This window comes from Streptomyces marispadix (genome assembly GCF_022524345.1).
Taxonomy (GTDB): domain Bacteria; phylum Actinomycetota; class Actinomycetes; order Streptomycetales; family Streptomycetaceae; genus Streptomyces; species Streptomyces marispadix.
Genome location: NZ_JAKWJU010000002.1, coordinates 5233857 through 5255000, shown reverse-complemented (window position 1 = coordinate 5255000; position 21144 = coordinate 5233857). Strand labels below are relative to the sequence as shown.

General features: G+C 69.6%; 17 protein-coding genes and 1 pseudogene (1 of these 18 cut by a window edge). 5 read left to right on the top strand and 13 right to left on the bottom strand.

Features of this window, described 5'->3' with window-relative positions; all coding sequences use genetic code 11:
* The 3 genes from MMA15_RS22025 to thyX all read right to left on the bottom strand — a co-directional run.
* Positions 1-570, bottom strand: the start of a protein-coding gene (locus tag MMA15_RS22025; protein ID WP_241061837.1) for a ribonuclease J. Its footprint begins 1116 nt before the window's first position; the window shows 570 of its 1686 coding nt (coding positions 1-570); its start codon is at positions 568-570; its stop codon lies off the left edge, out of view.
* 190 nt (positions 571-760) lie between these two features.
* The gene (dapA, locus tag MMA15_RS22020) at positions 761-1660 is read right to left on the bottom strand and encodes a 4-hydroxy-tetrahydrodipicolinate synthase (RefSeq protein WP_241061836.1); all 900 of its coding nucleotides are present in this window, start codon (positions 1658-1660) and stop codon (positions 761-763) included.
* A 369-nt stretch (positions 1661-2029) separates the two neighbouring features.
* A complete protein-coding gene (thyX, locus tag MMA15_RS22015) occupies positions 2030-2722 on the bottom strand; it encodes an FAD-dependent thymidylate synthase (protein WP_277401309.1) in 693 nt (230 codons plus the stop codon).
* Positions 2723-3052: 330 nt separating this feature from the next.
* Between thyX and MMA15_RS22010 the strand changes: the two genes are divergently transcribed.
* Positions 3053-3289 (top strand): hypothetical protein, encoded by a 237-nt coding sequence (locus tag MMA15_RS22010; RefSeq protein WP_241061834.1) that lies wholly within the window; start codon positions 3053-3055, stop codon positions 3287-3289.
* Positions 3290-3514: 225 nt separating this feature from the next.
* On the top strand, positions 3515-4141 hold the full coding sequence (locus MMA15_RS22005) for an SCO5741 family PH domain-containing membrane protein (protein WP_241061833.1): 627 nt from the start codon (positions 3515-3517) through the stop codon (positions 4139-4141).
* Here the strand turns inward: MMA15_RS22005 and MMA15_RS22000 are convergent.
* The 6 genes and pseudogenes from MMA15_RS22000 to eccD form a co-directional block, all read right to left on the bottom strand.
* Positions 4138-4629, bottom strand: coding sequence for a hypothetical protein (locus MMA15_RS22000; RefSeq protein ID WP_241061832.1), 492 nt, complete (start codon positions 4627-4629; stop codon positions 4138-4140). The genes MMA15_RS22005 and MMA15_RS22000 overlap by 4 nt on opposite strands.
* 4 nt (positions 4630-4633) lie before the next feature.
* Positions 4634-5389: a 4-hydroxy-tetrahydrodipicolinate reductase gene (gene dapB / locus MMA15_RS21995; protein ID WP_241061831.1), complete on the bottom strand. Its 756-nt coding sequence runs from the start codon at positions 5387-5389 to the stop codon at positions 4634-4636.
* A gap of 56 nt (positions 5390-5445) precedes the next feature.
* Positions 5446-6888, bottom strand: a complete 1443-nt coding sequence (locus tag MMA15_RS21990) for a M16 family metallopeptidase (RefSeq protein WP_372498284.1) — start codon at positions 6886-6888, stop codon at positions 5446-5448.
* Positions 6885-9128 carry a polyribonucleotide nucleotidyltransferase gene (locus MMA15_RS21985; protein ID WP_241061830.1) on the bottom strand — a complete coding sequence of 748 codons (2244 nt, stop codon included), beginning with the start codon at positions 9126-9128 and terminating at the stop codon, positions 6885-6887. Before MMA15_RS21985 ends, MMA15_RS21990 begins: the two co-directional genes overlap by 4 nt.
* 341 nt (positions 9129-9469) lie before the next feature.
* Positions 9470-9760 carry a 30S ribosomal protein S15 gene (gene rpsO, locus MMA15_RS21980; RefSeq protein ID WP_016470189.1) on the bottom strand — a complete coding sequence of 97 codons (291 nt, stop codon included), beginning with the start codon at positions 9758-9760 and terminating at the stop codon, positions 9470-9472.
* 304 nt (positions 9761-10064) lie between these two features.
* Positions 10065-11524: pseudogene (eccD, locus tag MMA15_RS21975) on the bottom strand (type VII secretion integral membrane protein EccD).
* A 268-nt stretch (positions 11525-11792) separates the two neighbouring features.
* Here eccD and eccCa point away from each other — a divergent pair.
* Together eccCa and MMA15_RS21965 are read left to right on the top strand one after the other, a co-directional pair.
* The gene (eccCa, locus tag MMA15_RS21970; RefSeq protein WP_241061829.1) at positions 11793-15734 is read left to right on the top strand and encodes a type VII secretion protein EccCa; all 3942 of its coding nucleotides are present in this window, start codon (positions 11793-11795) and stop codon (positions 15732-15734) included.
* A 342-nt stretch (positions 15735-16076) separates the two neighbouring features.
* Positions 16077-16331: a DUF397 domain-containing protein gene (locus tag MMA15_RS21965; RefSeq protein ID WP_241061828.1), complete on the top strand. Its 255-nt coding sequence runs from the start codon at positions 16077-16079 to the stop codon at positions 16329-16331.
* A gap of 50 nt (positions 16332-16381) precedes the next feature.
* On the opposite strand, the gene MMA15_RS21960 is transcribed toward MMA15_RS21965, so the two are convergent.
* The 4 genes from MMA15_RS21960 to MMA15_RS21945 all read right to left on the bottom strand — a co-directional run bounded on the left by MMA15_RS21960 (position 16382) and on the right by MMA15_RS21945 (position 20319).
* Complete coding sequence (locus MMA15_RS21960) at positions 16382-17062, bottom strand: hypothetical protein (RefSeq protein WP_241061827.1); 681 nt, start codon at positions 17060-17062, stop codon at positions 16382-16384.
* A gap of 109 nt (positions 17063-17171) precedes the next feature.
* Entirely contained in the window at positions 17172-17993 is an 822-nt protein-coding gene (locus MMA15_RS21955) for a hypothetical protein (protein ID WP_241061826.1), read from the bottom strand.
* Positions 17990-19996, bottom strand: coding sequence for a putative T7SS-secreted protein (locus MMA15_RS21950; RefSeq protein WP_241061825.1), 2007 nt, complete (start codon positions 19994-19996; stop codon positions 17990-17992). Before MMA15_RS21950 ends, MMA15_RS21955 begins: the two co-directional genes overlap by 4 nt.
* On the bottom strand, positions 19996-20319 hold the full coding sequence (locus MMA15_RS21945; RefSeq protein ID WP_241061824.1) for a DUF6317 family protein: 324 nt from the start codon (positions 20317-20319) through the stop codon (positions 19996-19998). Before MMA15_RS21945 ends, MMA15_RS21950 begins: the two co-directional genes overlap by 1 nt.
* Before the next feature lie 382 nt (positions 20320-20701).
* On the opposite strand from MMA15_RS21945, the gene MMA15_RS21940 reads away from it, so the two are divergent.
* Positions 20702-21082 (top strand): hypothetical protein, encoded by a 381-nt coding sequence (locus MMA15_RS21940; RefSeq protein ID WP_241061823.1) that lies wholly within the window; start codon positions 20702-20704, stop codon positions 21080-21082.
* Positions 21083-21144 lie beyond the last annotated feature (62 nt).

The window sequence follows — 21144 nt, the reverse complement described above, 5'->3', positions numbered from 1 at the left end:
GGCACGCAGGTCCGTGAGGCGCCCGTCCAGCGGGAGCTGGTCCATCTTGAAGTCGCCGGTGTGCACGACCATTCCGGCGGACGTGCGGATGGCCACGGCCAGCGCGTCGGGAATGGAGTGGTTGACCGAGACGAATTCGCAGTCGAAGGGCCCGATGCGTTCGCGGTGGCCCTCCTGGACCTCCAGCGTGTACGGACGGATGCGGTGTTCCTGGAGCTTCGCCTCGATCAGCGCGAGGGTCAGCTTGGAGCCGATGAGCGGGATGTCGGCCTTCTCACGCAGCAGGAACGGTACGCCCCCGATGTGGTCCTCGTGCCCGTGCGTAAGGACGATGCCGTCGATGTCGTCGAGCCGGTCCCTCAGGGAGCTGAAGTCCGGGAGGATCAGGTCGACTCCGGGCTGTTCCTCCTCGGGGAACAGCACACCGCAGTCGATGATCAGCAGCCGGCCGCCGTATTCGATGACCGTCATGTTGCGGCCGATCTCGCCGAGGCCGCCGAGCGGTGTTACGCGCAGGCCGCCTTCGGCCAGCTTCGGCGGCGAGCCGAGTTCGGGATGCGGATGACTCAAAAGACTCTCCTCACCAAACGCGCGCCACGCTCCCCTTGCCTCCGGCAGGGGGACCCCACTGGCCTCCGGCATGGGGGACCCCGTGGGACACGTGGCGCGCGCGATATTCGGGAATGGGTTCTGTGCTTCTTCGCTCGTACTGACTGTCTGCGTTCTCTGGTCTTGCCCTATGCGGTTGTGGCGTCGCCGGTCAGATCTCCACGCCGCCGTGCGCGAGGTCGTGCCGTAGCTGCTGGGTCTCCTCCGGGGAGAGCTCGACGAGCGGCATACGGAGCGGCCCGCCCGGCAGGCCGCGCAGCGTGAGGGCCGCCTTGGTCGTGATGACGCCCTGCGTACGGAACATGCCCGTGAAGACCGGCAGAAGCTTCTGATGGATCTCGGTGGCCTTCGTCACGTCGCCGCTGAGGTGGGCTTCCAGCATGGAGCGCAGCTCGGGAGTGACGAGGTGGCCGACGACCGATACGTAGCCGACCGCGCCGACGGAGAGCAGCGGCAGGTTGAGCATGTCGTCGCCGCTGTACCAGGCGAGTCCGCTGGTGGCGATGGCCCAGCTCGCGCGGCCCAGGTCGCCCTTGGCGTCCTTGTTCGCGACGATGCGCGGGTGTTCGGCGAGCCGGACGATCGTCTCGGTGTTGATGGGGACGCCGGAGCGGCCGGGGATGTCGTAGAGCATCACCGGCAGTTCGGTGGCGTCGGCGATCGCGGTGAAGTGCCGGTAGAGCCCTTCCTGCGGCGGCTTGCTGTAGTACGGGGTCACCGCGAGGAGCCCGTGAGCGCCTGCCTTGGCGGCGTCGCGGGCGAGTTCGAGGCTGTGCGCGGTGTCGTTCGTACCGGCTCCGGCGACGACATGGGCGCGGTCTCCCACTGCTTCGACCACTGCCCGCACAAGCTGGGCTTTCTCGACATCACTGGTCGTCGGGGACTCGCCAGTGGTGCCGTTGACGACCAGGCCGTCGTTGCCGGCGTCCACCAGATGGACGGCGAGCTGCTGCGCACCGTCGAGGTCGAGAGCGCCGTCCGCGGTGAACGGCGAGACCATCGCTGTCAGAACCCGCCCGAAGGGCGTGTGCGGTGTGGAGGTCGGAGCCATGGGGTCCACGCTACTCGCAGCACGGGCGGTAGTGCCCCCTCGGGGCCATGGTCACGGTCGTGGACCGGGTCGTAAGGGGCGGTGAGAGACCGTGCGAGGCGACGTACGGCGCGGGGACCGGCCGGTGTACGGCGGGTGTCCCGGCGCTTCCCCGCCGGGACCGAAGCCGGTACTCGGCCGGACTTGTGCCGGATTTCTGCCGGGCTTCTGCCGGGGCTTCGCGGCCGTCTCCGTACGTCGGCGGAAGCCGGAAGTCCGTGTCCGGGAAGGGCGACCCGGCACTGCCTGCTCGGGGGTTCAAGCAGTGCCGAGCCGTGATTTCAGCGTAGACGTACTGCGCGAAAGCCCGCAATCCGGGCATCCGTGATGCTATGGGGCGACGCGGCCGTTGGCATTGAACGCCTCATGGGTGAGCGGCATCAGCTTCGACCACTGCTCCTCCATCAACTCGCCCACCATCTCGATCTCCCTCTGCGGGAACGACGGCACCTTCGCCTGCTCGTGCTTCGTACGGAGGCCGAGGAAGTGCATCAGCGAGCGGGCGTTGCACGTCGCGTACATCGAGGAGTACAGGCCGACAGGGAGGACGGCGCGGGCGACCTCGCGGGCGACGCCCTCGGCGAGCAGACGCCGGTAGGTCTCGTACGCCTGCCGGTATGTCTCCTCCATGGCGGAGACCGTCAGCTCGTGCTGCTCGGGGGTGCCCTCCACGAACTCGTACTTGCCGGGGCGGCCGCGCTGGACGAGCTTGCGCGCGGCGTCCGGGGTGTAGAAGACGGGCTGGAGCTCGCGGTAGCGACCGGACTCCTCGTTGTACGACCAGCCGACCCGGTGGCGGTGGAACTCGCGGAAGACGAACAGCGGGGCGCTGATGAAGAAGGTCATCGAGTTGTGCTCGAAGGGGCTTCCATGGCGGTCGCGCATCAGATAGTTGATCAGTCCCTTGGAGCGCGCCGGGTCCTTGTGCAGCTCCTTCAGGGACTTCTCGCCTCCCGTGGATACCCGGGCCGCCCACAGCACGTCGGTGTCGGCAGCGCTGTGCTTGACCAGCTCGACGGTCATGCCGCCGCGGAAGCTGGGCGCGGCGGTCTGGTCTTCGGTGTCGGTCACGGAGGGTCCTTCCGGGGTCGTACGGCTGCCGGGCGCGCCCAGCCTAAGTCGAGCCACTGACAGTGCTGTTGCCCCGTCTGCCGAGCCGGGTGCGCGACCGGTTCGCACCTTACGTCCGGACAAAACGGGCCGTCTGTCCTGATAAGGGGGGTCGGTGCATGAAGGCACCCGGGCGCTTGGTATTTTTTGACGTACGTCCTCTTCAACCCGGCACTTCTGAGCCGTCACGGACGTTCCACCTACGAAACCCTCCAGAACGATCTCGACAGGAGTCCCCTGCCCATGCCCCGCCGCGGAGAGTCAGTACCGTTCGCGTTCATCGCCGACGCCGACCGGTTCCGCAGCAATGTCGCACCGCCGCCCCGTGCTCAGCGCAGCGTCGCCGAGAAGGCGGGCAGTGCGCTGTTCGGCCTGACCGTGGTGGCGGGGCTGGTCGGTTCGCTGATTCTGGGCGTTCCCGCCCTCGATCCCGACCGGCAGTCGGAGCATCACGGGCCGACCGCGGCGGAGAGTCGCTGACGTTCGCCGTCGGCCCCTCGGCCCGTCGGCAGGCGTCGGCGACCGCATGCACAACCGCTGTCGTCGGCGTCTTCGAACCGCCGTCCTCACGGGTCGTACTCACGCCCGTGTCCGGCGGTCGCCGCGCCGCCGACCAGCGGCGCTGGCCGCGTCCCGTACACCTCGCTAGTGTCCTCGCGCATCAACGATCCACCCGATCGAGACCTTTCCGAGCGAGGACCACCAGTGCCCCTGCCCTTCATGACGGCCGCAGGACAGACCGGCGCGGCCGACCCCGCAGAGATCAGCCTGCTGCCGCACGACGCCCGTGAGCACTGGCGCCGCCCGTACCGTCCCGGACCCTGGAGGGTCGGCGGCGCCGCGGTGCTGCTGCTGCTCGCCTCGTATCTGCTGTTCTCCGCGCTGATCATCGCCCTCGCGGGGGCGGTGCCGGGCGCGCTCGTGTGCGTAGGCGCCGGTCTTGTGGTGATCGCGCTTGCGTTGCGGCTGCTGCGCGTCGGCGTGTGGGTCTCGGCGTACGGGCTGCGGCGGGTGGGCCTGCTGAACACGGTGACGCTGCGCTGGTCCGACGTGGCCGCCGTCCGTACGGTGCAGCAGCCGGTGCGCTGGCTGGGGCTTCCGCGCACCGTGCAGGGGCAGGCGCTGGACGTCGTACGGGCGGGCAGCGGAGAGCCGCTGCGCACGCTGCTGACCGATCACAACGCGGACTTCCTCGCGCGGCCGGAGGCATTCGACCGGGCCGCCGACGTCATAGAGGCGTGGGCGGCAGAGTCGTGGTCGGGAGCGCAGTCAACGCAGTCGTGGTCGGGGACGCAGTCGTGGTCGGGCGCGCGAGGGGCCCCGGCCCGCTAGCCGGAACCCGCGGTCCGCCGGCCGGCTGCCCGCGTACTGCTGCCGTGCCCGCTGCTCTCGTGCAGGGAGATGGCGTGCTGCATCGCCTTGCGGGCCCGCGGGGTGTCGCGGGCGTCCCGGTAGGCGACGGCGAGCCGGAACCAGTTGCGCCAGTCGTCGGGGGCGGCCTCCGCTTCCGCCTTTCTGCGTGCGAAGACCTCGTCGGCGGAGTCCCGGTCGACCCGTCCCGACGGCGTGCGGCGCAGCTCGTCGACGGGAAGTCCGCCCTCGGCCTCCAGCTCACGGGACAGCCGTTCGGCGTCGCGGGCGAAGCGGGTGGTGCGCCACAGGAACCAGAGGCCGATCAGCGGCAGTACCAGGACGGCGAGACCGAAGACGACGGTGACCGGTGTCCCCTGCGCGATCAGCAGGACTCCGCGGCTGCCCGCCAGCGCGAAGTAGGCGAGCAGCACCGCGGCGAGCGTGAAGTACGTGATCTTCGCGCGCATTCCGTCAGCCTTCCAGGTCGAGGAAGTGCTCCAGACCGTAGGTGAGTCCGGGGGCGGAGACGATGCGGCGGACTCCGAGCAGCACCCCGGGCATGAACGAGCTGCGGTGCAGCGAGTCGTGCCGGATGGTGAGGGTCTCGCCCTCGCCGCCGAACAGCACCTCCTGGTGCGCCACGAGTCCGCGCATCCGTACGGCGTGCACGTGTACGCCGTCGATGTCGGCTCCGCGCGCACCGTCCAGGGCGGTGGTGGTGGCGTCGGGCTGCGCGGGCAGGCCGGCGTCGTCGCGGGCGGCGGCGATGAGCTGTGCCGTACGGGCCGCGGTGCCGCTCGGTGCGTCCGCCTTGCCGGGGTGGTGCAGTTCGACGACCTCGGCGGATTCGAAGAAGCGCGCCGCCTGCCGGGCGAACCGCATCATCAGCACCGCGCCGATGCCGAAGTTGGGGGCGATGAGGACACCGGTGTCCGGTGACGACTCCAGCCAGCCGCGCACGGTCGCCAGGCGCTCGTCCGTCCAGCCGGTCGTGCCGACGACGGCGTGGATGTCGTTGGCGACGCAGTGCCGGAGGTTGTCCATCACGGCGTCGGGGTGGGTGAGGTCGACGGCGACCTGCGCCCCGGAGGCGGTGAGCGCGTCGAGGTGGTCGTCACGGTCGAGGGCGGCGGCCAGCTCCATGTCGTCGGCGGACTCGACCGCTCGTACGGCTTCGGAGCCCATCCGTCCTTCGGAGCCGAGGACGGCCACGCGCAGCTTGCTCATCTTGTTTCGTTCCTTCGGGGGCCGTTGCGGAAGGGGATGCCTGTGGGGGCTGCGGGTCAGGCGACCGCCTCGTGCAGTTCCGTCGTCTGACGGTCGGTGAGTGGGCCGATGACGGCGAGGGACGGGCGGCGGCCGAGTACGTCGCGGGCGGCCTCCCGTACGTCGTCGGGTGTGACGGCGGAGATCTTCGCCAGCATCTCGTCCACCGACAACTGCTCGCCCCAGCACAACTCGCTCTTGCCCAAACGGTGCATCAGCGCGCCCGTGTCCTCCAGCCCGAGAACCGTCGCGCCGGACAACTGGCCGACGGCGCGGCGCAGTTCGTCGTCGGGCAGGCCGTGCCGGGCGGCATGGTCCAGTTCGTCGCGGCAGATCTTCAGCACGTCGGAGAGCTGTCCGGGACGGCAGCCCGCGTAGACGCCGAAGAGGCCGCAGTCGGCGAAGCCGGAGGTGTAGGAGTACGTGCTGTAGGCCAGGCCGCGCTTCTCGCGGATCTCCTGGAACAGGCGGGAACTCATGCCCCCGCCGAGCGCCGCGCTGAGCACGCCGAGCGCCCAGCGGCGGTCGTCGTTACGGGAGTAGCCCGGCATTCCGAGGACGAGATGGGCCTGTTCGGTGCTGCGGTCGGCGATCTCCACACGGCCGCGGGCGCGCAGCGGGCGTGCGCCGGTGCGCGGGGCCACCGGGTCCCGGCCCTCCGTACGCTCCAGTGCACCCGCCTTGTCGAAGGCCTCGCGCACCTGCCGTACGACCGTGTCGTGGTCGAGATTGCCGGCGGCGGCGACCACCAGGTGCGGGGCGTCGTAGTGCTTGCGGTAGAAGCGTGCGAGACGGTCGCGGGTGAAGCCGTTGACGGTCTCGACGGTGCCCAGAACGGGGCGTCCCAGCGGTGAATCGCCCATCAGGGCTCGGGCGAAGAGATCGTGGACGCAGTCGCCCGGATCGTCCTCCGTCATCGCGATCTCTTCGAGGATGACGCCCCGCTCCGCCTCGACCTCCGCCGCGTCCAGTACGGAACCGGTGAGCATGTCGCCCAGTACGTCGATGGCGAGCGGCAGATCGGAGTCGAGGACCCGTGCGTAGTAGCAGGTGAACTCCTTGGCGGTGAAGGCGTTCATCTCACCGCCGACGGCGTCCAGCGCCGCGGAGATGTCGAGGGCGCTGCGCCGCCTGGTGCCCTTGAACAGCAGATGTTCCAGATAGTGGGTGGCGCCGCCGAGGGCCGGGGTCTCGTCGCGGGAGCCGACGTGCGCCCAGATGCCCAGGGTCGCCGAGCGGACGGTGGGCACCGTCTCGGTGACGACGCGCAGACCGCCCGGCAGGACGGTCTTGCGGACCTCTCCTCCGCCTGCCGAGGCGGTACCGCCCGCGTCCGCGCGCCCGCGCCCGGCCAGGGGAAGGCCGCCGCCGGACATCGCCCTCACTCCCGATGGTGTACGGGCGACGGCCCGCCCCTCCGCGGTGGTGGGGCGGGCCGTCGCACGGTGCGTAGGTGTCACTGGTCACCCGCGGCGGCGTCGGCCGGCGCGGACTCCTTCGGCTCGGAGCCCTCCGACTCCTCTTCCTCCAGCACGGGGATCAGCGACAGCTTGCCGCGCTGGTCGATCTCGGCGATCTCGACCTGGACCTTCTGGCCGACGCCGAGGACGTCCTCGACGTTCTCCACGCGCTTGCCGCCGGCGAGCTTGCGGATCTGCGAGATGTGCAGCAGACCGTCCTTGCCGGGGAGCAGCGAGACGAAGGCGCCGAAGGTGGTCGTCTTCACGACGGTGCCCAGGTAGCGCTCGCCGACCTCGGGCATCGTCGGGTTGGCGATGCCGTTGATCGTGGTGCGGGCGGCCTCGGCGGCCGGGCCGTCGGCGGCACCGATGTAGATCGTGCCGTCGTCCTCGATGGTGATGTCGGCGCCGGTGTCCTCCTGGATCTGGTTGATCATCTTGCCCTTGGGGCCGATGACCTCGCCGATCTTGTCCACGGGGATCTTCACGGTGATGATCCGCGGGGCGTTCGGGGACATCTCGTCCGGTACGTCGATGGCCTCGTTCATCACGTCGAGGATGTGCAGACGAGCGTCGCGGGCCTGCTTGAGGGCCGCGGCGAGCACGGAGGCCGGGATGCCGTCCAGCTTGGTGTCGAGTTGGAGGGCGGTGACGAACTGGCGGGTGCCGGCGACCTTGAAGTCCATGTCGCCGTAGGCGTCCTCGGCACCGAGGATGTCGGTGAGGGTGACGTAGTGCGTCTCGCCCTCGATCTCCTTGGAGATCAGTCCCATGGCGATGCCCGCGACCGGGGCCTTGAGCGGCACACCGGCGTTCAGCAGCGACATCGTGGACGCGCAGACCGAGCCCATGGACGTCGAGCCGTTGGAGCCGAGCGCCTCGGAGACCTGGCGGATCGCGTACGGGAACTCCTCACGCGACGGCAGCACCGGCACCAGCGCACGCTCCGCGAGGGCGCCGTGGCCGATCTCGCGGCGCTTCGGCGAGCCCACACGGCCCGTCTCACCCGTGGAGTAGGGCGGGAAGTTGTAGTTGTGCATGTACCGCTTGCGGGTCACCGGCGAGAGGGTGTCGAGCTGCTGCTCCATGCGAAGCATGTTCAGCGTCGTGACGCCGAGGATCTGCGTCTCGCCGCGCTCGAAGAGCGCCGAGCCGTGCACGCGCGGAATCGCCTCGACCTCGGCGGCGAGCGTACGGATGTCCGTGACGCCGCGGCCGTCGATGCGCTTCTTCTCCTTGATGACGCGGTCGCGGACCAGTTCCTTGGTCAGCGTCCGGTACGCGGCGGAGATCTCCTTCTCGCGGCCCTCGAACTGCGGGAGGAGCTTCTCGGCGGCCAGGCTCTTCACCCGGTCCAGCTCCGCCTCGCGCTCCTGCTTGCCGGCGATGGTGAGCGCCTGTGCCAGCTCGTCGCGCACGGACTCGGTGAGAGCCTCCAGCACGTCGTCCTGGTGGTCGAGGTAGATCGGGAACTCGGCGACCGGCTTGGCGGCCTTGGCGGCCAGGTCGGACTGGGCCTTGCACAGCACCTTGATGAAGGGCTTGGCGGCCTCGAGACCCGCGGCGACGACCTCCTCGGTGGGGGCCTCAGCACCGCCGCGCACCAGCTCGACGGTCTTCTCGGTGGCCTCGGCCTCGACCATCATCACCGCGACGTCGCCGTCGGGGAGCGTACGGCCGGCGACGACCATGTCGAAGACGGCGTCCTCCAGCTCCGTATGGGTCGGGAACGCGACCCACTGGCCGCGGATGAGGGCGACGCGGGTGCCGCCGATGGGGCCGGAGAAGGGCAGGCCCGAAAGCTGCGTGGAGCAGGAGGCGGCGTTGATGGCGACCACGTCGTAGAGGTGGTCGGGGTTGAGCGCCATGATCGTCTCGACGATCTGGATCTCGTTGCGCAGGCCCTTCTTGAATGAGGGGCGCAGCGGGCGGTCGATCAGGCGGCACGTGAGGATCGCGTCCTCGGACGGGCGGCCCTCGCGGCGGAAGAAGGAGCCGGGGATCTTCCCCGCGGCGTACATCCGCTCCTCGACGTCGACCGTGAGCGGGAAGAAGTCGAGCTGGTCCTTCGGCTGCTTCGAGGCGGTGGTGGCCGACAGCACCATGGTGTCGTCGTCCAGGTATGCCACTGCGGAGCCGGCGGCCTGCTTCGCGAGCCGGCCCGTCTCGAATCGGATCGTGCGGGTGCCGAACGTGCCGTTGTCGATGACGGCTTCGGCGTAGTGGGTCTCGTTCTCCACCAGGGATATCTCCTCGTCTGCGTCCGGCGCCCGTGTGGCGGCGGACCGGCTGCGGAGGAGCGCTCCGTTTGCGGGCCGGTCTTCGATCGAAGCACCCGGAACATCCTGTGTCCGGGGGCCACTACCGAGGACCGGCGACGGGCGGCGCGCCCCTGCCGCGTCTGTTTGCCTATGTGTGCGTGTATGCGTTGTGCGTTTTCGGGACCGCTGTCCTGTGGGGGCGGTCCGGTGGCGCACGCCGCGGTGTACGTCGTGCTGGGACCAGCCTACAAACCATCCGGTCCTTCAGATACGGCGAAGGGAGCGGCCCCCTGTGATGGGGCCGCTCCCTCCGTCACATGTCAGCGGGCGCCCGCCGCGCCGCGGCGGATGCCGAGGCGCTCGACGAGAGCGCGGAAGCGCTGGATGTCCTTCTTCGCCAGGTACTGAAGCAGGCGGCGGCGCTGGCCGACCAGCAGCAGCAGACCACGGCGGGAGTGGTGGTCGTGCTTGTGGGTCTTCAGGTGCTCGGTCAGGTCCGAGATACGACGGGAGAGCAGCGCCACCTGGACCTCGGGGGAGCCGGTGTCACCCTCCTTGGTGGCGAACTCGGAGATGATCTGCTTCTTGGTCGCGGCATCGAGAGACGACACGCGTACTCCTCTTGGTTACGGCCCACGAGCGCCCCTGGTCTTCGTCTCAGGGATTCCTTCGGTTACTCGGAGGGCCGCCCAAGCCTACCAGCGGTTCCTCATGCCTCCGCCCGCCCCCGTACTGCCTTGGGGGCGGGCGGAGTTCGGCACAGGGGCCGCACGTCTTCCGCGTGCGCGGCAGCCGTACGAATGCCCGCGGCCAGCCCGTACACCGGGCCCGTTCACGGCCTGCGGATCGGCAGGTACCGGACCGGTCCGGTGCCTGCCGCCTGCTGCCTGCTGCCTGCTGCCGCCTGCCTTGGGGTCAGCCTCCGATGGATCCGCGTACGTCCGCGTAGACGTCGAGCACCGCGAGGCACAGCGGGATCAGCGAGAGCAGTACGAACGTCTCGGTCAGCTCCATGAACCGGCCCCAGAACGGCGTCAGTCCCGTACGCGGCACGATCAGGCCGATCGCGGTGACCAGCGCGGCGGCGACCGCGATCGACGCCGCGATCCAGACCGTACGGACGTCGAGCCCGGAGGTGTCACCCGTGACGAACTCGCGCAGGAGCTGGCCCGGAGGGTTGAGGGACAGGCCGAGCGCGAGCAGCGTGAGGGTGCCGAGGCCCGCGACCAGCGAGCAGGTGACCTGCGAGGTGTAGCGGAAGAGGCGGGCGCGCAGCAGCATCGCGATGCCGGTGGCGAGGGCGAGGAGCTGGCCCCAGCCATTGTGGGAGAAGCCGAGCACGGCGGCGGTGCCCACCACGGCGGCGCACCAGCCGCCGACCAGGCCGACGAGCATCTCGTGGCCGCGGCGGGCCTGGGCGGCGATGCGCTCGGCGTCGACGGGGCCCTGGGTGCGGCCTGAGTCACCGTCGTAGCCGCCGGGGCCGCCCGCGCGGGGCTCGAAGCCTATGGGAAGCCGGGCGAAGCGGGCGGAGAGGCCGGGCAGGAACGCGATGGTGCCGACCGATACGGGCGCTGCGACGGCGGCGGCCTCGGCGGCGTCCATGTCGGCGAGCACGGCGATGAAGGTGAACACGGTGCCGACCGCCGAGACGATCGCGGAGGCCACGAACGGTCCGTCGCCCCTCGGTGTGATGGCGATGAGCACCGCCGACGCGAGCAGCACGGCGACGCAGCCCAGCAGGAACTGGAGTCGTCCGATGCCTTCGCCCTCGTCGAGGGGCAGGATGCCCGATCCGGCGATCATGATGTGCGGCATGGCGCCCAGCCCGAGCGCTATCGACGAGGCCCTGTCGCCGTACACCCTGGCCCGTACGCAGGCGAGCGCGACGAGGAGGACGCCGGCCCCCGCGGCGATGATGCCGGGCAGCCCGTGCATGTCGTGCTTGACGGGGTCGGCGAACCACAGCGCGAAGGCCATGAGCACCAACAGCACGCCGCCGCCGGTGAGTCCGGCCGCGCGCATCCGCTGCTCGTTCCACAGCGCGCGGTCCTGGCGGACCGCCGAGGCGACGGCGTCGCTCACGTCGTCGAAGACCGCGGAGGGCAGCGAGTCGGCGAACGGGCGCAGCAGCAGGACCTCTCCGTCCTTGATGCCGTTGCCCGCGAGGGACAGGCCCGATTCGAGGACCCGTCCGTCCCTGCGGACCAGGTGGTATCCCGACAGGGAGCCCTCGGCCGGGCTCCCCCGGAGAGCCGGGCGATCTCCGGATAGACGTCGGACAGGGGCACGTCCTCGGGAAGAGCGACATCGATGCGCCCCCCGGGAGCAACTACCGTGACGCGGCAGAAGCCTGTCGCTGCGGTCGTGGCCACCTTCTTGTTCCCCCTTGCTCGATGCTCGCACTCGGCGTCACGATGAATTTACAGACATCTTGGGCTCGTCGATTGCCCCAAGCTCCCCCGGCAGGGAAGCACTTGGGAAGATTGCGGGTCACCTTACCGTCCACGGCGGACAGTCGGTCCTCCCGGACCCGGAGACTCTCACACCTACTAGGATCAGCGTCTGCATGACCGGTAGCTGTTGCGATGGCGGGGGCGTCGGTGCGTAATTGCGAATTTATCGTGAAGGACTGATGAAACGGTGAGTGTGGTCATCGTGAAGCGGCAGCCACGGGTCATGCCGCCGACCGTGCCCGAAGGGGAAGTCAAGCTGGAATCCCCTCCAGAACTGCCGCGCGACGGTGACAGCGACATCTGGATGAATCTTCTGCCCGTGATGGGCATGGGAGGTTCGGTCGCATTCTTCTTCATGCCGGGCTCACAGCCCTACATGAAGGTCGTCGGCGGCCTGATGGCGGTATCCACGGTCGCAATGGCGATCGCGCAGGTCGTCAAAGCAAGGCGGGGGGGCCGGGCCCAGATGGGCCAGGCGCGGAGGGACTACTTCCGCTATCTCGACCAGATCCGTAAGGACGTACGCAAGACCTCGGAGGCGCAGCGGAACGCGCAGCTCTATCAGCATCCGAGTCCGGATCAGCTCTGGGCGATCGCCGGAGACAGCAAACGCGTCTGGGAACGCCGCCCGTCCGACAACGACTTCTCGTCGGTGCGAATCGGCACGGGCTGGCAGCAGTTGAGCACTCCGCTCGTCGCTCCGGAAACGGCTCCCAAGGACGAACTGGAGCCGCTCACGGCAGAAGCCATGAAGTCCTTTCTGGACATTCACCGTTCACTTCCGGACCTTCCGATCGCCGTGAGCCTTCGGGCCTTTTACCACGTGGTCGTCACCGGAAGTACGGACGAGGTCTACGGCAATGTCCGTGCCGCGATCGGGCAGCTCTCCGCGCTGCACTCCCCCGAGGAGATGATGATCGCGGTCGTCGCCCACCCGGGCTCGATGGCCGAGTGGGACTGGACGAAGTGGCTGCCGCACGCGCAGCACCCCTCGCAGTCCGACGGCGCGGGACAGGCACGCCTGTTCTACGACGACCTCGGGCAGCTCGAGGAGGCGCTGCACAGCCAGCTCGACGGCCGTCCCCGCTGGAACCGCGACGGGACGCCCCTGGCCGACCAGCCGCACATCATCGTGATCCTCGACGGCGGCTCGATCCCGCCGGACTCCCAACTCGCGGGCGCCGAGGGCCTCCAGGGCGTCACCTTCATCGAGGTCGCGCCCGGGGCGCTGGACGACCAGATGTCCGGCGGCCTGACGGTCCATGTGCGGGAGAAGGCCCTCGACCTCTACGTCGGCCGGGAGTCGGCGTACTCCGGCAAGCCCGACCTGCTGAGCTACGAGCAGGCCGAGGCGCTGGCTCGACAGCTCTCGCCGATGCGCATGGGCAGCGGCGAGGAGGGCGAACCGCTGCTGTCCAACCTGGACTTCACCGATCTGATGGGCATCGGCGACGCCGGCTCCGTGGACATGGCGCGCACCTGGCGCCCGCGTTCGCTGCACGAGCGGCTGCGCGTCCCCATCGGGATCGGCGGCGAGGGCGAGCCGGTGATGCTCGACATCAAGGAGGCGTCGCAGGAGGGCATGGGCCCGCACGGTCTGTGCGTCGGTGCGACCGGTTCGGGTAAGTCGGAGCTGCTGCGTACGCTCGTGCTCGGCCTGGCCGTCACGCACTCGTCCGAGACGCTCAACTTCATCCTCGCCGACTTCAAGGGCGGCGCGACCTTCACAGGCATGGCCGACATGCCGCACACGGCGGCGGTCATCACCAACCTCGCCGACGAACTCACCCTCGTCGACCGCATGCGCGACGCGATCACCGGTGAGCTGAACCGCCGTCAGGAAGTGCTGCGCAGGGCGGGCAACTACGCCAACATCACGGACTACGAGAAGGCTCGTGCCGCCGGTGCCGCGCTGGACCCGCTGCCGTCGCTCGTGCTCATCATCGACGAGTTCAGCGAACTCCTCACCGCAAAGCCCGACTTCATCGACATGTTCATCCAGATCGGCCGCATCGGCCGTTCGCTGGGCGTGCACATGCTCCTGGCCTCCCAGCGTCTGGAAGAGGGCAAGCTGCGCGGTCTGGACACGTTCCTGTCGTACCGGATCGGTCTGCGTACGTTCTCGGCCGCCGAGTCGCGCACCGCGATCGGCGTCCCGGACGCGTACCACCTGCCGAACGTGCCCGGCGCCGGGTTCCTCAAGTACGACACCGAGACGATGGTGCAGTTCAAGGCGGCCTACGTCTCCGGCGCCTACCGCACGGCGGGCCCGACCCGGGTCAGCCAGTCCACGCAGACGCGTCCGGTGAAGTTCACCGCCACGCCCGTTGCTCTGCCGGTGGCCCCCGAGCCGGACACCCCGGAGGCGGAGACCGTCGACGACGCGCTCGCGGACACCGTGCTCGACGTCATCGTGCAGAAGATGGTCGGCCAGGGCCCGTCCGCACACCAGGTGTGGCTGCCGCCGCTGGACGAGCCGCCGTCCCTGGACCAGTTGCTGCCCGCGCTCGCGGCCACGCCCGAACGCGGCCTGACGGCGCCGGACTACACGGCGCTCGGCCGGCTGGCGGTGCCGGTGGCCCTGCTGGACAAGCCGTTCGAGCAGCGCCGCGACGTGCTGTACCGGGACTTCTCCGGTGCGGCGGGCCACGGATTCGTCATCGGCGGCCCGCAGTCCGGGAAGTCGACGCTGCTGCGCACGCTCATGACGTCGTTCGCGCTGACGCACACCCCGTCCGAAGTGCAGTTCTACTGCCTGGACTTCGGCGGCGGCTCGCTGCTGGCGATGGAGGACCTGAACCATGTCGGCGGTGTCGCCAACCGCCTCGACGGCGAGAAGGTGCGCCGTACGGTCAGCGAGGTCATGTCGATCCTCAACGAGCGCGAGGAGTACTTCCGCGCGCACAACGTCGACTCCATCGCCACCTTCCGCCAGCGCCGCGCCGCCGGGCAGCTCCCGGACCAGAAGTGGGGAGACGTCTTCCTCGTCATCGACGGCTGGGCGACGTTCAAGAACGACTACGAGATGCTGGAGAGCGACGTCACCGACATCGCCACCCGGGGTCTCGGCTTCGGCGTCCACCTCATACTCACCGCCTCGCGGTACACGGAGGTGCGTCCCGCGCTGAAGGACCTCCTCCAGAACCGCGTGGAGCTGAGGCTGGGCGACCCGTCCGAGTCGGAGATCGACCGCAAGGTCGCCGCGAACGTGCCCGTCGCCATGCCGGGCCGCGGACTCAGCCCGGACAAGCTGCACTTGATGACGGCCCTGCCGCGCATCGACGGCTCCTCGACGCTGGAGGACCTGCCGGACGCGACGAGGCAGACGATCAGCGCGATCAACGAGCACTGGAAGGGCGAACCGGCACCCGCCGTGCGGCTGCTGCCGACCATGCTCGAAGCCTCCAGGCTCCCCAAGGGCTCCGACTACCCCGAGCACGGCCTCGCGTTCGGCATCGACGAGAGCTCGCTGCGGCCCGTGTTCGTCAACTTCGAGACGGACCCGCTGTTCGTGGTCTTCGGTGAGAGCGAGTCCGGCAAGAGCGCACTGCTGCGTCTGCTCATGCAGAAGATCACCGAGCGCTACACGCCGGACAAGGCCAAGATCGTGGTCGGCGACTACCGGCGCGCGCACCTCCAGGGAGTGCCCGAGGCGCATCTGTCGCGGTACTGCGCCGCGGCTCCGTCCCTTCAGGAGACCCTGGAGGGACTCGCAGGGTCCATGTCGCGGCGCATGCCGGGGCCGGACGTCACGCCGGAACAGCTACGCAACCGAAGCTGGTACGACAGCCCCGACGCGTTCGTAGTCATCGACGACTACGATCTGGTGGCCACCGGGCAGAACCCGCTGATGCCGCTGCTGGAGTATCTGCCGTTCGCCCGCGACGTCGGGCTGCGCGTCATCATCGCCCGCTCGTCCGGCGGCGCCAGCCGTGCGCTGTACGAGCCGGTGATGCAGCGGATGAAGGAGCTGGGCGCTCAGGGCGTCGTCCTTTCCGGTGACAAGTCCGAGGGCGCGCTGCTGGGCAACATCTCTCCGACTCAACTCCCTCCCGGCCGCGGCTACTTCCAGACGCGGCGCCGGGGCGGCCAGTTGGTCCAGACGGGCTGGTTGCCTGCGAGCAACTGACCCCGCGGGCGACTGCCGCGGGATTCCGGCTGCTTGAACGCCACGGAGCCGGGCCGGGGATCGCTTCCCGGCCCGGCTCCGTGCGTACGCGGGGGTCTCGTGCGTGCGTGGAGGTCCCGTGCGTGCGCGGCCGTCGTCCCGTACGTGGCGGTTCTCGGGTCGTACGCGGCGAGTTGTACGGGCAGGGACCCGGCGGTGCTGACTCGATCCCAACTGCACCGTCGGCGCCGCATGGGAGGATTGCGCCCGGGGGCGGCGGGGGCCGGACGCGGGGAGATGCCGACGGTGCGCGGGCTCACCGCCCGCTTCCGGAAGACCGTTGTGAAGAAAGGGGCATGCGCGATGGGGACGCAGCAGGAGAAGGACGAGCTGTACGCGATGGACATCTCCGACGCCGTCTGGGAGTCCGCTCCCGGCGGCCCGGAGGAGGAGAAGGTGGAGATCGCGCATCTCCCGGGCGGTGCGGTCGCCATGCGCAACTCCAAGGACCCCGGCACGGTGCTGCGTTACACCGAGGCCGAGTGGCGCGCGTTCGTACTGGGCGCCCGCGACGGCGAGTTCGACCTTGAGCCGACGCCGGAGAACGGCGGGGCGTAGCGCATGTGAGGCGTGCGGCCCGCATCGAGGGCCGCGCAGCCCGCGTCGGGTCAGCCGCGTCCGGGCGCCGCCGCGAGGATGCTCTCGTGCTCTGCCCTGGCGGTCCTGCCCTCCATGGACAGCACCTGGCTGCGGCGCTGAACCGTCATCAGGCCGCGGGGGCCGGGAAGCGCGAGCACGCCTCCGCGTTCGACGTCACCGGCGAACCAGGCTCCCTCCTCCAATCCCGTGGCCCAGCGGTTCCACCGCAGGGGGTCGCGCGCCGACAGGCTCTGGGACCACAGCGTCCCGTCCTCGTCCGCGTACGCACTCTCGCCGCCGCCCGGATGCGCACCGCCGGGAAGCCGGAGCTGCACGGCTACTCCCCTCGCCTCCTTCGTACCGGACAGCTTCCGAGCCGCCGGGATCGACTGCCAGGGGTATGCCTCCAGAACGCTTCGGGCCCTGCGCAGCCGGGAGAGCGCACCGCAGCAGGTGTACAGCGCGAACGGGTAGCCCAGTACGGCCAGTCCGCCGACGACTCCGCCCACGCTGTTGTCGCCCCGTGCGCCTCCGTCGTCCCACCGGACGTCGGCGAGCAAGCCGCTCAGCGCCAGCGCGGCGACGAGCAACGCGCTCCACAGCCACAGCCTCAACCGCACCCGGCGACGTGTCGCCTTCCACACCGTCTGAGTGTCCAGGTCGTCGAAGGCCACCTTCGCAAGCGGCGGTCGCTGCTCCTGGTCTCCCACTTCGAAGGTCCTTCCTCGATCCGTGGTGTCGCTCGATGGTGTGGTGCCGCTCGTTGCTGCGGCCCCGCACCGTCCCTTTGCCGCCCGTCCCGGAACGCCTCACGAAGCGCTACAGCGAACGCCGGGTGAGCCCCGCTCGCGTGGCACGGTCCAGGCGCTCGGCCCCCGCACGGCTGCGCTCCGCCGCGAGTTCGTCCCACTTCAGCGGCTGTACGCGCATCAACTCACCGGAGCCGGGAACCAGTACGACCCCGCCGAAGATCTCGTCTCCGGCGAACCACACGCCGTCCTCGATGCCCTTCGGCCACAGCTTGCCCAGCGGCTGATGAGCCGCCAGTTCGGGACCGCGCTCGGCGCCGCCTTCTCCCCCGAGCCGCAGCGAACGCTTGCCGGAGCCCCGCAGGTTGAGCTTCTCCACGGGGGCGCGGAAGGTGAACTCGTACGCCTCCAGCACACGTGCGGCGATCCGTACCGACCGCATCTGCTCGCCGCAGAAGAAGGTCCCCACCAGGAAGGTGACGAGCGCCACGGGAGCGCACATGACGGCGTAGTCGGACCGCGTCCCGATCACCAGAGCCACCAGCACGGCGACGACGCACAGGAGCACCGCGTACCGCCGCAGCAGGACCGTGCGGTGGTAACGCACCGCCCCACGTCGGTCCGATCCGTCGGTGGCGTACGGAACTTCGCCGCGGAAGGGCTCGTAGAGCAGCAGAAGCACCGCCGTGGCGGTCAGCGCCAGCAGCGCGATCAGACCCGGCACGGCGAGGAAGACGAGGGAGTCGGTCAGCACCAGGAGTGAGAGCCCGTAGGCGGCGGCGAAGGCCAGGGCCCACTTCGCCGCCGTCAGCATCCGGGACGGCCGGTTCGCCGTCGCCGCCTGCGCCGGGCGTCCGGCTGCTCCGCCGCCCACGGGCCTCTCCTCGCTCACCCGAAGTCGCTCCTCACCGCCGCGGCCCCGGAACCGGGCTCCGGCTGCTCGTCCCCCGTACGGGCGGCGAGCGCGGGGTCCGTGAAGCTCACCGTGCGTCCGATGCCGGTGAGCACGGCACGGTAGTCGTCGGCGAGATGCACCGACGGCGTGACGAGCTGAATGGCGATGATCGCCGACGAGCGGGTGTCCGGGATGGCCAGCAGGCCGCGCCAGACGCGGGTCTCTTCGCCGTCGCCGTCGCCGCCGTCGACCTCCACCGGTGACGCGCTGGGCGGCGCCGAACGCTCCACGGACTCGGTCAGGAACCCCGGCCCGCAGGGCAGTTCGACCGGAACGATGCCCGTCTCCCGCGTCGCCCCGGCGCCGGAACTCAGCAGCGTCGCGAGCACCGCCTTGGGGTTGACGCCGGGCGAGTACACGCTGGAGACGGTGAGCACGGACATCGCCGCGCCCTCGCGTTCGTCCGGGTGCACTCCCAGCGCGCAGCCCTGCACTTGATGCTTCTGCATCTCGTACATCACGAGCGCGTACAGCCGGAACACCTGGTCGGCTCGCTCCCGCATCCCGTCCGGGAGCGCCAGGACCTCGCGTGCCAGCTCCTCCATCCGCTCGTCGGAGGGATAGACCTCCAACTGGGCGTAGCCGTACGGGATTTCGTACCAGAACTGCGGCCGCGGCTTGATCACGGCTTCTTCCTGAACGCTGCTCACAGGCGGAGACCCGTTACCAGGTCGCTGATGCCGCGTGCCGCGTCCGAGGCGTTCCCGCCGGCGCCGTACGCGGCGGCACCGGCCTTGACCGGCCTTGGTGGCCTCAGCGCCGTAGTGGCTCGGCCCGGCATCCGGCAGAACGCCTGCCGTCTCCAGGGAAGAGGCGCTGTTGGCGAGGACGTTCGCGCCGTTGATGCCGTACTGGAGCAGGCCGGTGTTCGGGTCCGTGGCGGTGTCGAGCGCCTTGAAATTGAACGCCTCGACGGTCTCCCGTCCGAACGCGGCGGCCTTCGAGCCCGCGGACATGGCCTCGCCGCCCTCACGGGCCGCGCCGGAGAGCACGCTGACCTCGCCGCCCGCCTTACCGAGAGCGCCGACGCCGGGCAGCATGCCGAGGGTGTCGCCTGCCACGGAGCCCCAGGCGGTGAGGCCCTGGCCCCAGCCGTACTTGCCCGTCAGCGAATCCCGGAAGTCCTCACTGGCCAGGTTCTTGCCCAGCGAGGCCGCGCTCGCGACGACCGCGATTCCGGCGAAGAGCGGGGCCAGCGGCGTCGGGAAGAGCGCCAGCAGACCGGCGATCGCGCCGATGGTGCCCGCGTGGTCGAGGAGGAACTTCCCGGCTGCGGCCAGCCCGTCGCCGATCGCGCTGAGGGTCTTGCTCAGCCAGCCGGGCTCCTCGGGAGCGAGGTCGTCGTCGGCTTTGTCGAGCTCGTCGGCGACCTTGTTCGCCTCGCGCTCGTGCTCCTCCTCCAGCTTCTTGGCCTTCTCGATGACGTCGTTGTACGCCTCGTTGGCCTTCTCCAAGCTGGCCGAGGCCTCCTTGAGACGGCCCTCGGCCGCCCGCAGGCGTGCCGTCGCCGCGTCCGCCTCGGCCTGGCTCGGGTACTCCTTGCCGCCGAGGTTGAGGTCCGGGTCCTTCTGGGCGGCGTCCTGGCGCTCCTTGGCGGTGCCGGCCGCCTCCTTCTTCTCGCGCGCCTCGTCGTCGTACTTCTTGGCCAGCTCACGGTTGGAGGTCAAGTCGCTGTCCCACTTGGCGAGTTGGGCGGCGGCCTTCTCCATCGACGTGGCGGCGTCCTTCATGTACTTGGGCAGGTCGCTGTCGAGCTTGTCGCGGAAGGCGTCCGCGGCGTCGCCCTCCCAGTGGCTGCTCTCGCCGATCAGGCGCTCGATCTGCGAGTGACAACTGCGCAGCGCGGTGGCCGCCTTGGTGACCTTGTTCTTCAACGACTGGACTTCGGAGGGGATTCCGGGAACAGGGTTCCAGCCGAGGTGAGGATACGGATTCGCCATCACTTGCCCCCGCCGGCCGAAGTGCCCTGCTGCTCCATCTGCTTGAGCGCCTTCTCCAGGTTCGTCTCCATCTCCTGGTAGCTCAGCTTGTTCGACTTCACGCCCTCTTTGATGCCGCCGATCATCTCGCTCATCTGCTCCGAGCCGTACTTCCAGTGCTCCTGGAACTCGTCGCACGACTTGTCGAGCCGGGCTGTGCCGATCTGGTCGCCTCGGACGTGCGACAGCGCCGTACGGGCCTCTTCGAGGTCCTTGACGCTGCTGTCCAATGTCTTGACGAACTGATCGAGTTGATCGACATCCGTCTTGAAGTGGTCCCCCATGAAGTGCCTCTCCTCGGTTGTGAAGGGAGCGAACAAGCCGGACGAGAGGCGCATCAACCGGGCAATTCACCCCGGCGGCGATGACACCTCTCGCAGCAGCGCTGATTATATGGGCAGCGGACGGCCCACGGAATGTGATCGTCCCAGGCTCGGGGCCCGGGGGACCGATTGTGCGCCGGTCTGCGACTGCCGTACGGCGATGGGGAGTTGCGGAAGCCACGAAGCGGTTGCAGGCGACCGTGATCCTTGGCATGACCCTTCGGGAAGCTCCACAGGAAATCCACACCGGCCTGTGGCGCGACGGCCGGGCCGACGTACCGTATGGCAGGGGCGGAACCGCCCTCCCTGGACTCCGGCAGCAAGGCAGAAGGGTTCCCGCGTGATGAACCAGCCCACGAACGGGCGCGTCAGAGACGCACGTTCGCTCAAGAAGCTCGAACTGATCTGGTTCCTCTCACTTCTCAGCGTTGCCGCGGCCGTAATCCTGCTGCTCTCGCTAACCGGCGCGACCACCCCCGAAACGGCCGTCACCATCGTGGCGTGGACCTTCGTCCCCGCCGCTGGGATTGTGAGCGTCTGGGTCCGTCGTCAACGGCAGCGCGCCAACTCGATGGCCCTGGACGACGTACGCGAGCGCATCGACGTCGAGGCCGTGCGCTCGGTGAAGGCCAGCAAGGGCGAGGTCAGGGCAGTGAAGGAGCTGCGGAGGCAGGAGCCTCGGCTGTCACTGAAGGACGCGGCGGAGCTGGTCAGGCAGCTCTGAGCGAGGGGTCCTACACCGGACAACTTGGACAGACAGTGTCCCGTCGCTCTCACTGCGGTGAG

What these genes read in the sequence shown, in the direction of transcription:
- dapA (WP_241061836.1), bottom strand. Translation starts at nt 1,660, where the DNA reads ATGGCTCCGACCTCCACACCGCACACGCCCTTCGGGCGGGTTCTGACA.
- thyX (WP_277401309.1), bottom strand. Translation starts at nt 2,722, where the DNA reads ATGACCGTCGAGCTGGTCAAGCACAGCGCTGCCGACACCGACGTGCTG.
- MMA15_RS22010 (WP_241061834.1), top strand. Translation starts at nt 3,053, where the DNA reads ATGCCCCGCCGCGGAGAGTCAGTACCGTTCGCGTTCATCGCCGACGCC.
- MMA15_RS22000 (WP_241061832.1), bottom strand. Translation starts at nt 4,629, where the DNA reads ATGCGCGCGAAGATCACGTACTTCACGCTCGCCGCGGTGCTGCTCGCC.
- dapB (WP_241061831.1), bottom strand. Translation starts at nt 5,389, where the DNA reads ATGAGCAAGCTGCGCGTGGCCGTCCTCGGCTCCGAAGGACGGATGGGC.
- MMA15_RS21965 (WP_241061828.1), top strand. Translation starts at nt 16,077, where the DNA reads ATGGGGACGCAGCAGGAGAAGGACGAGCTGTACGCGATGGACATCTCC.
- MMA15_RS21950 (WP_241061825.1), bottom strand. Translation starts at nt 19,996, where the DNA reads ATGGCGAATCCGTATCCTCACCTCGGCTGGAACCCTGTTCCCGGAATC.
- MMA15_RS21945 (WP_241061824.1), bottom strand. Translation starts at nt 20,319, where the DNA reads ATGGGGGACCACTTCAAGACGGATGTCGATCAACTCGATCAGTTCGTC.
- MMA15_RS21940 (WP_241061823.1), top strand. Translation starts at nt 20,702, where the DNA reads ATGAACCAGCCCACGAACGGGCGCGTCAGAGACGCACGTTCGCTCAAG.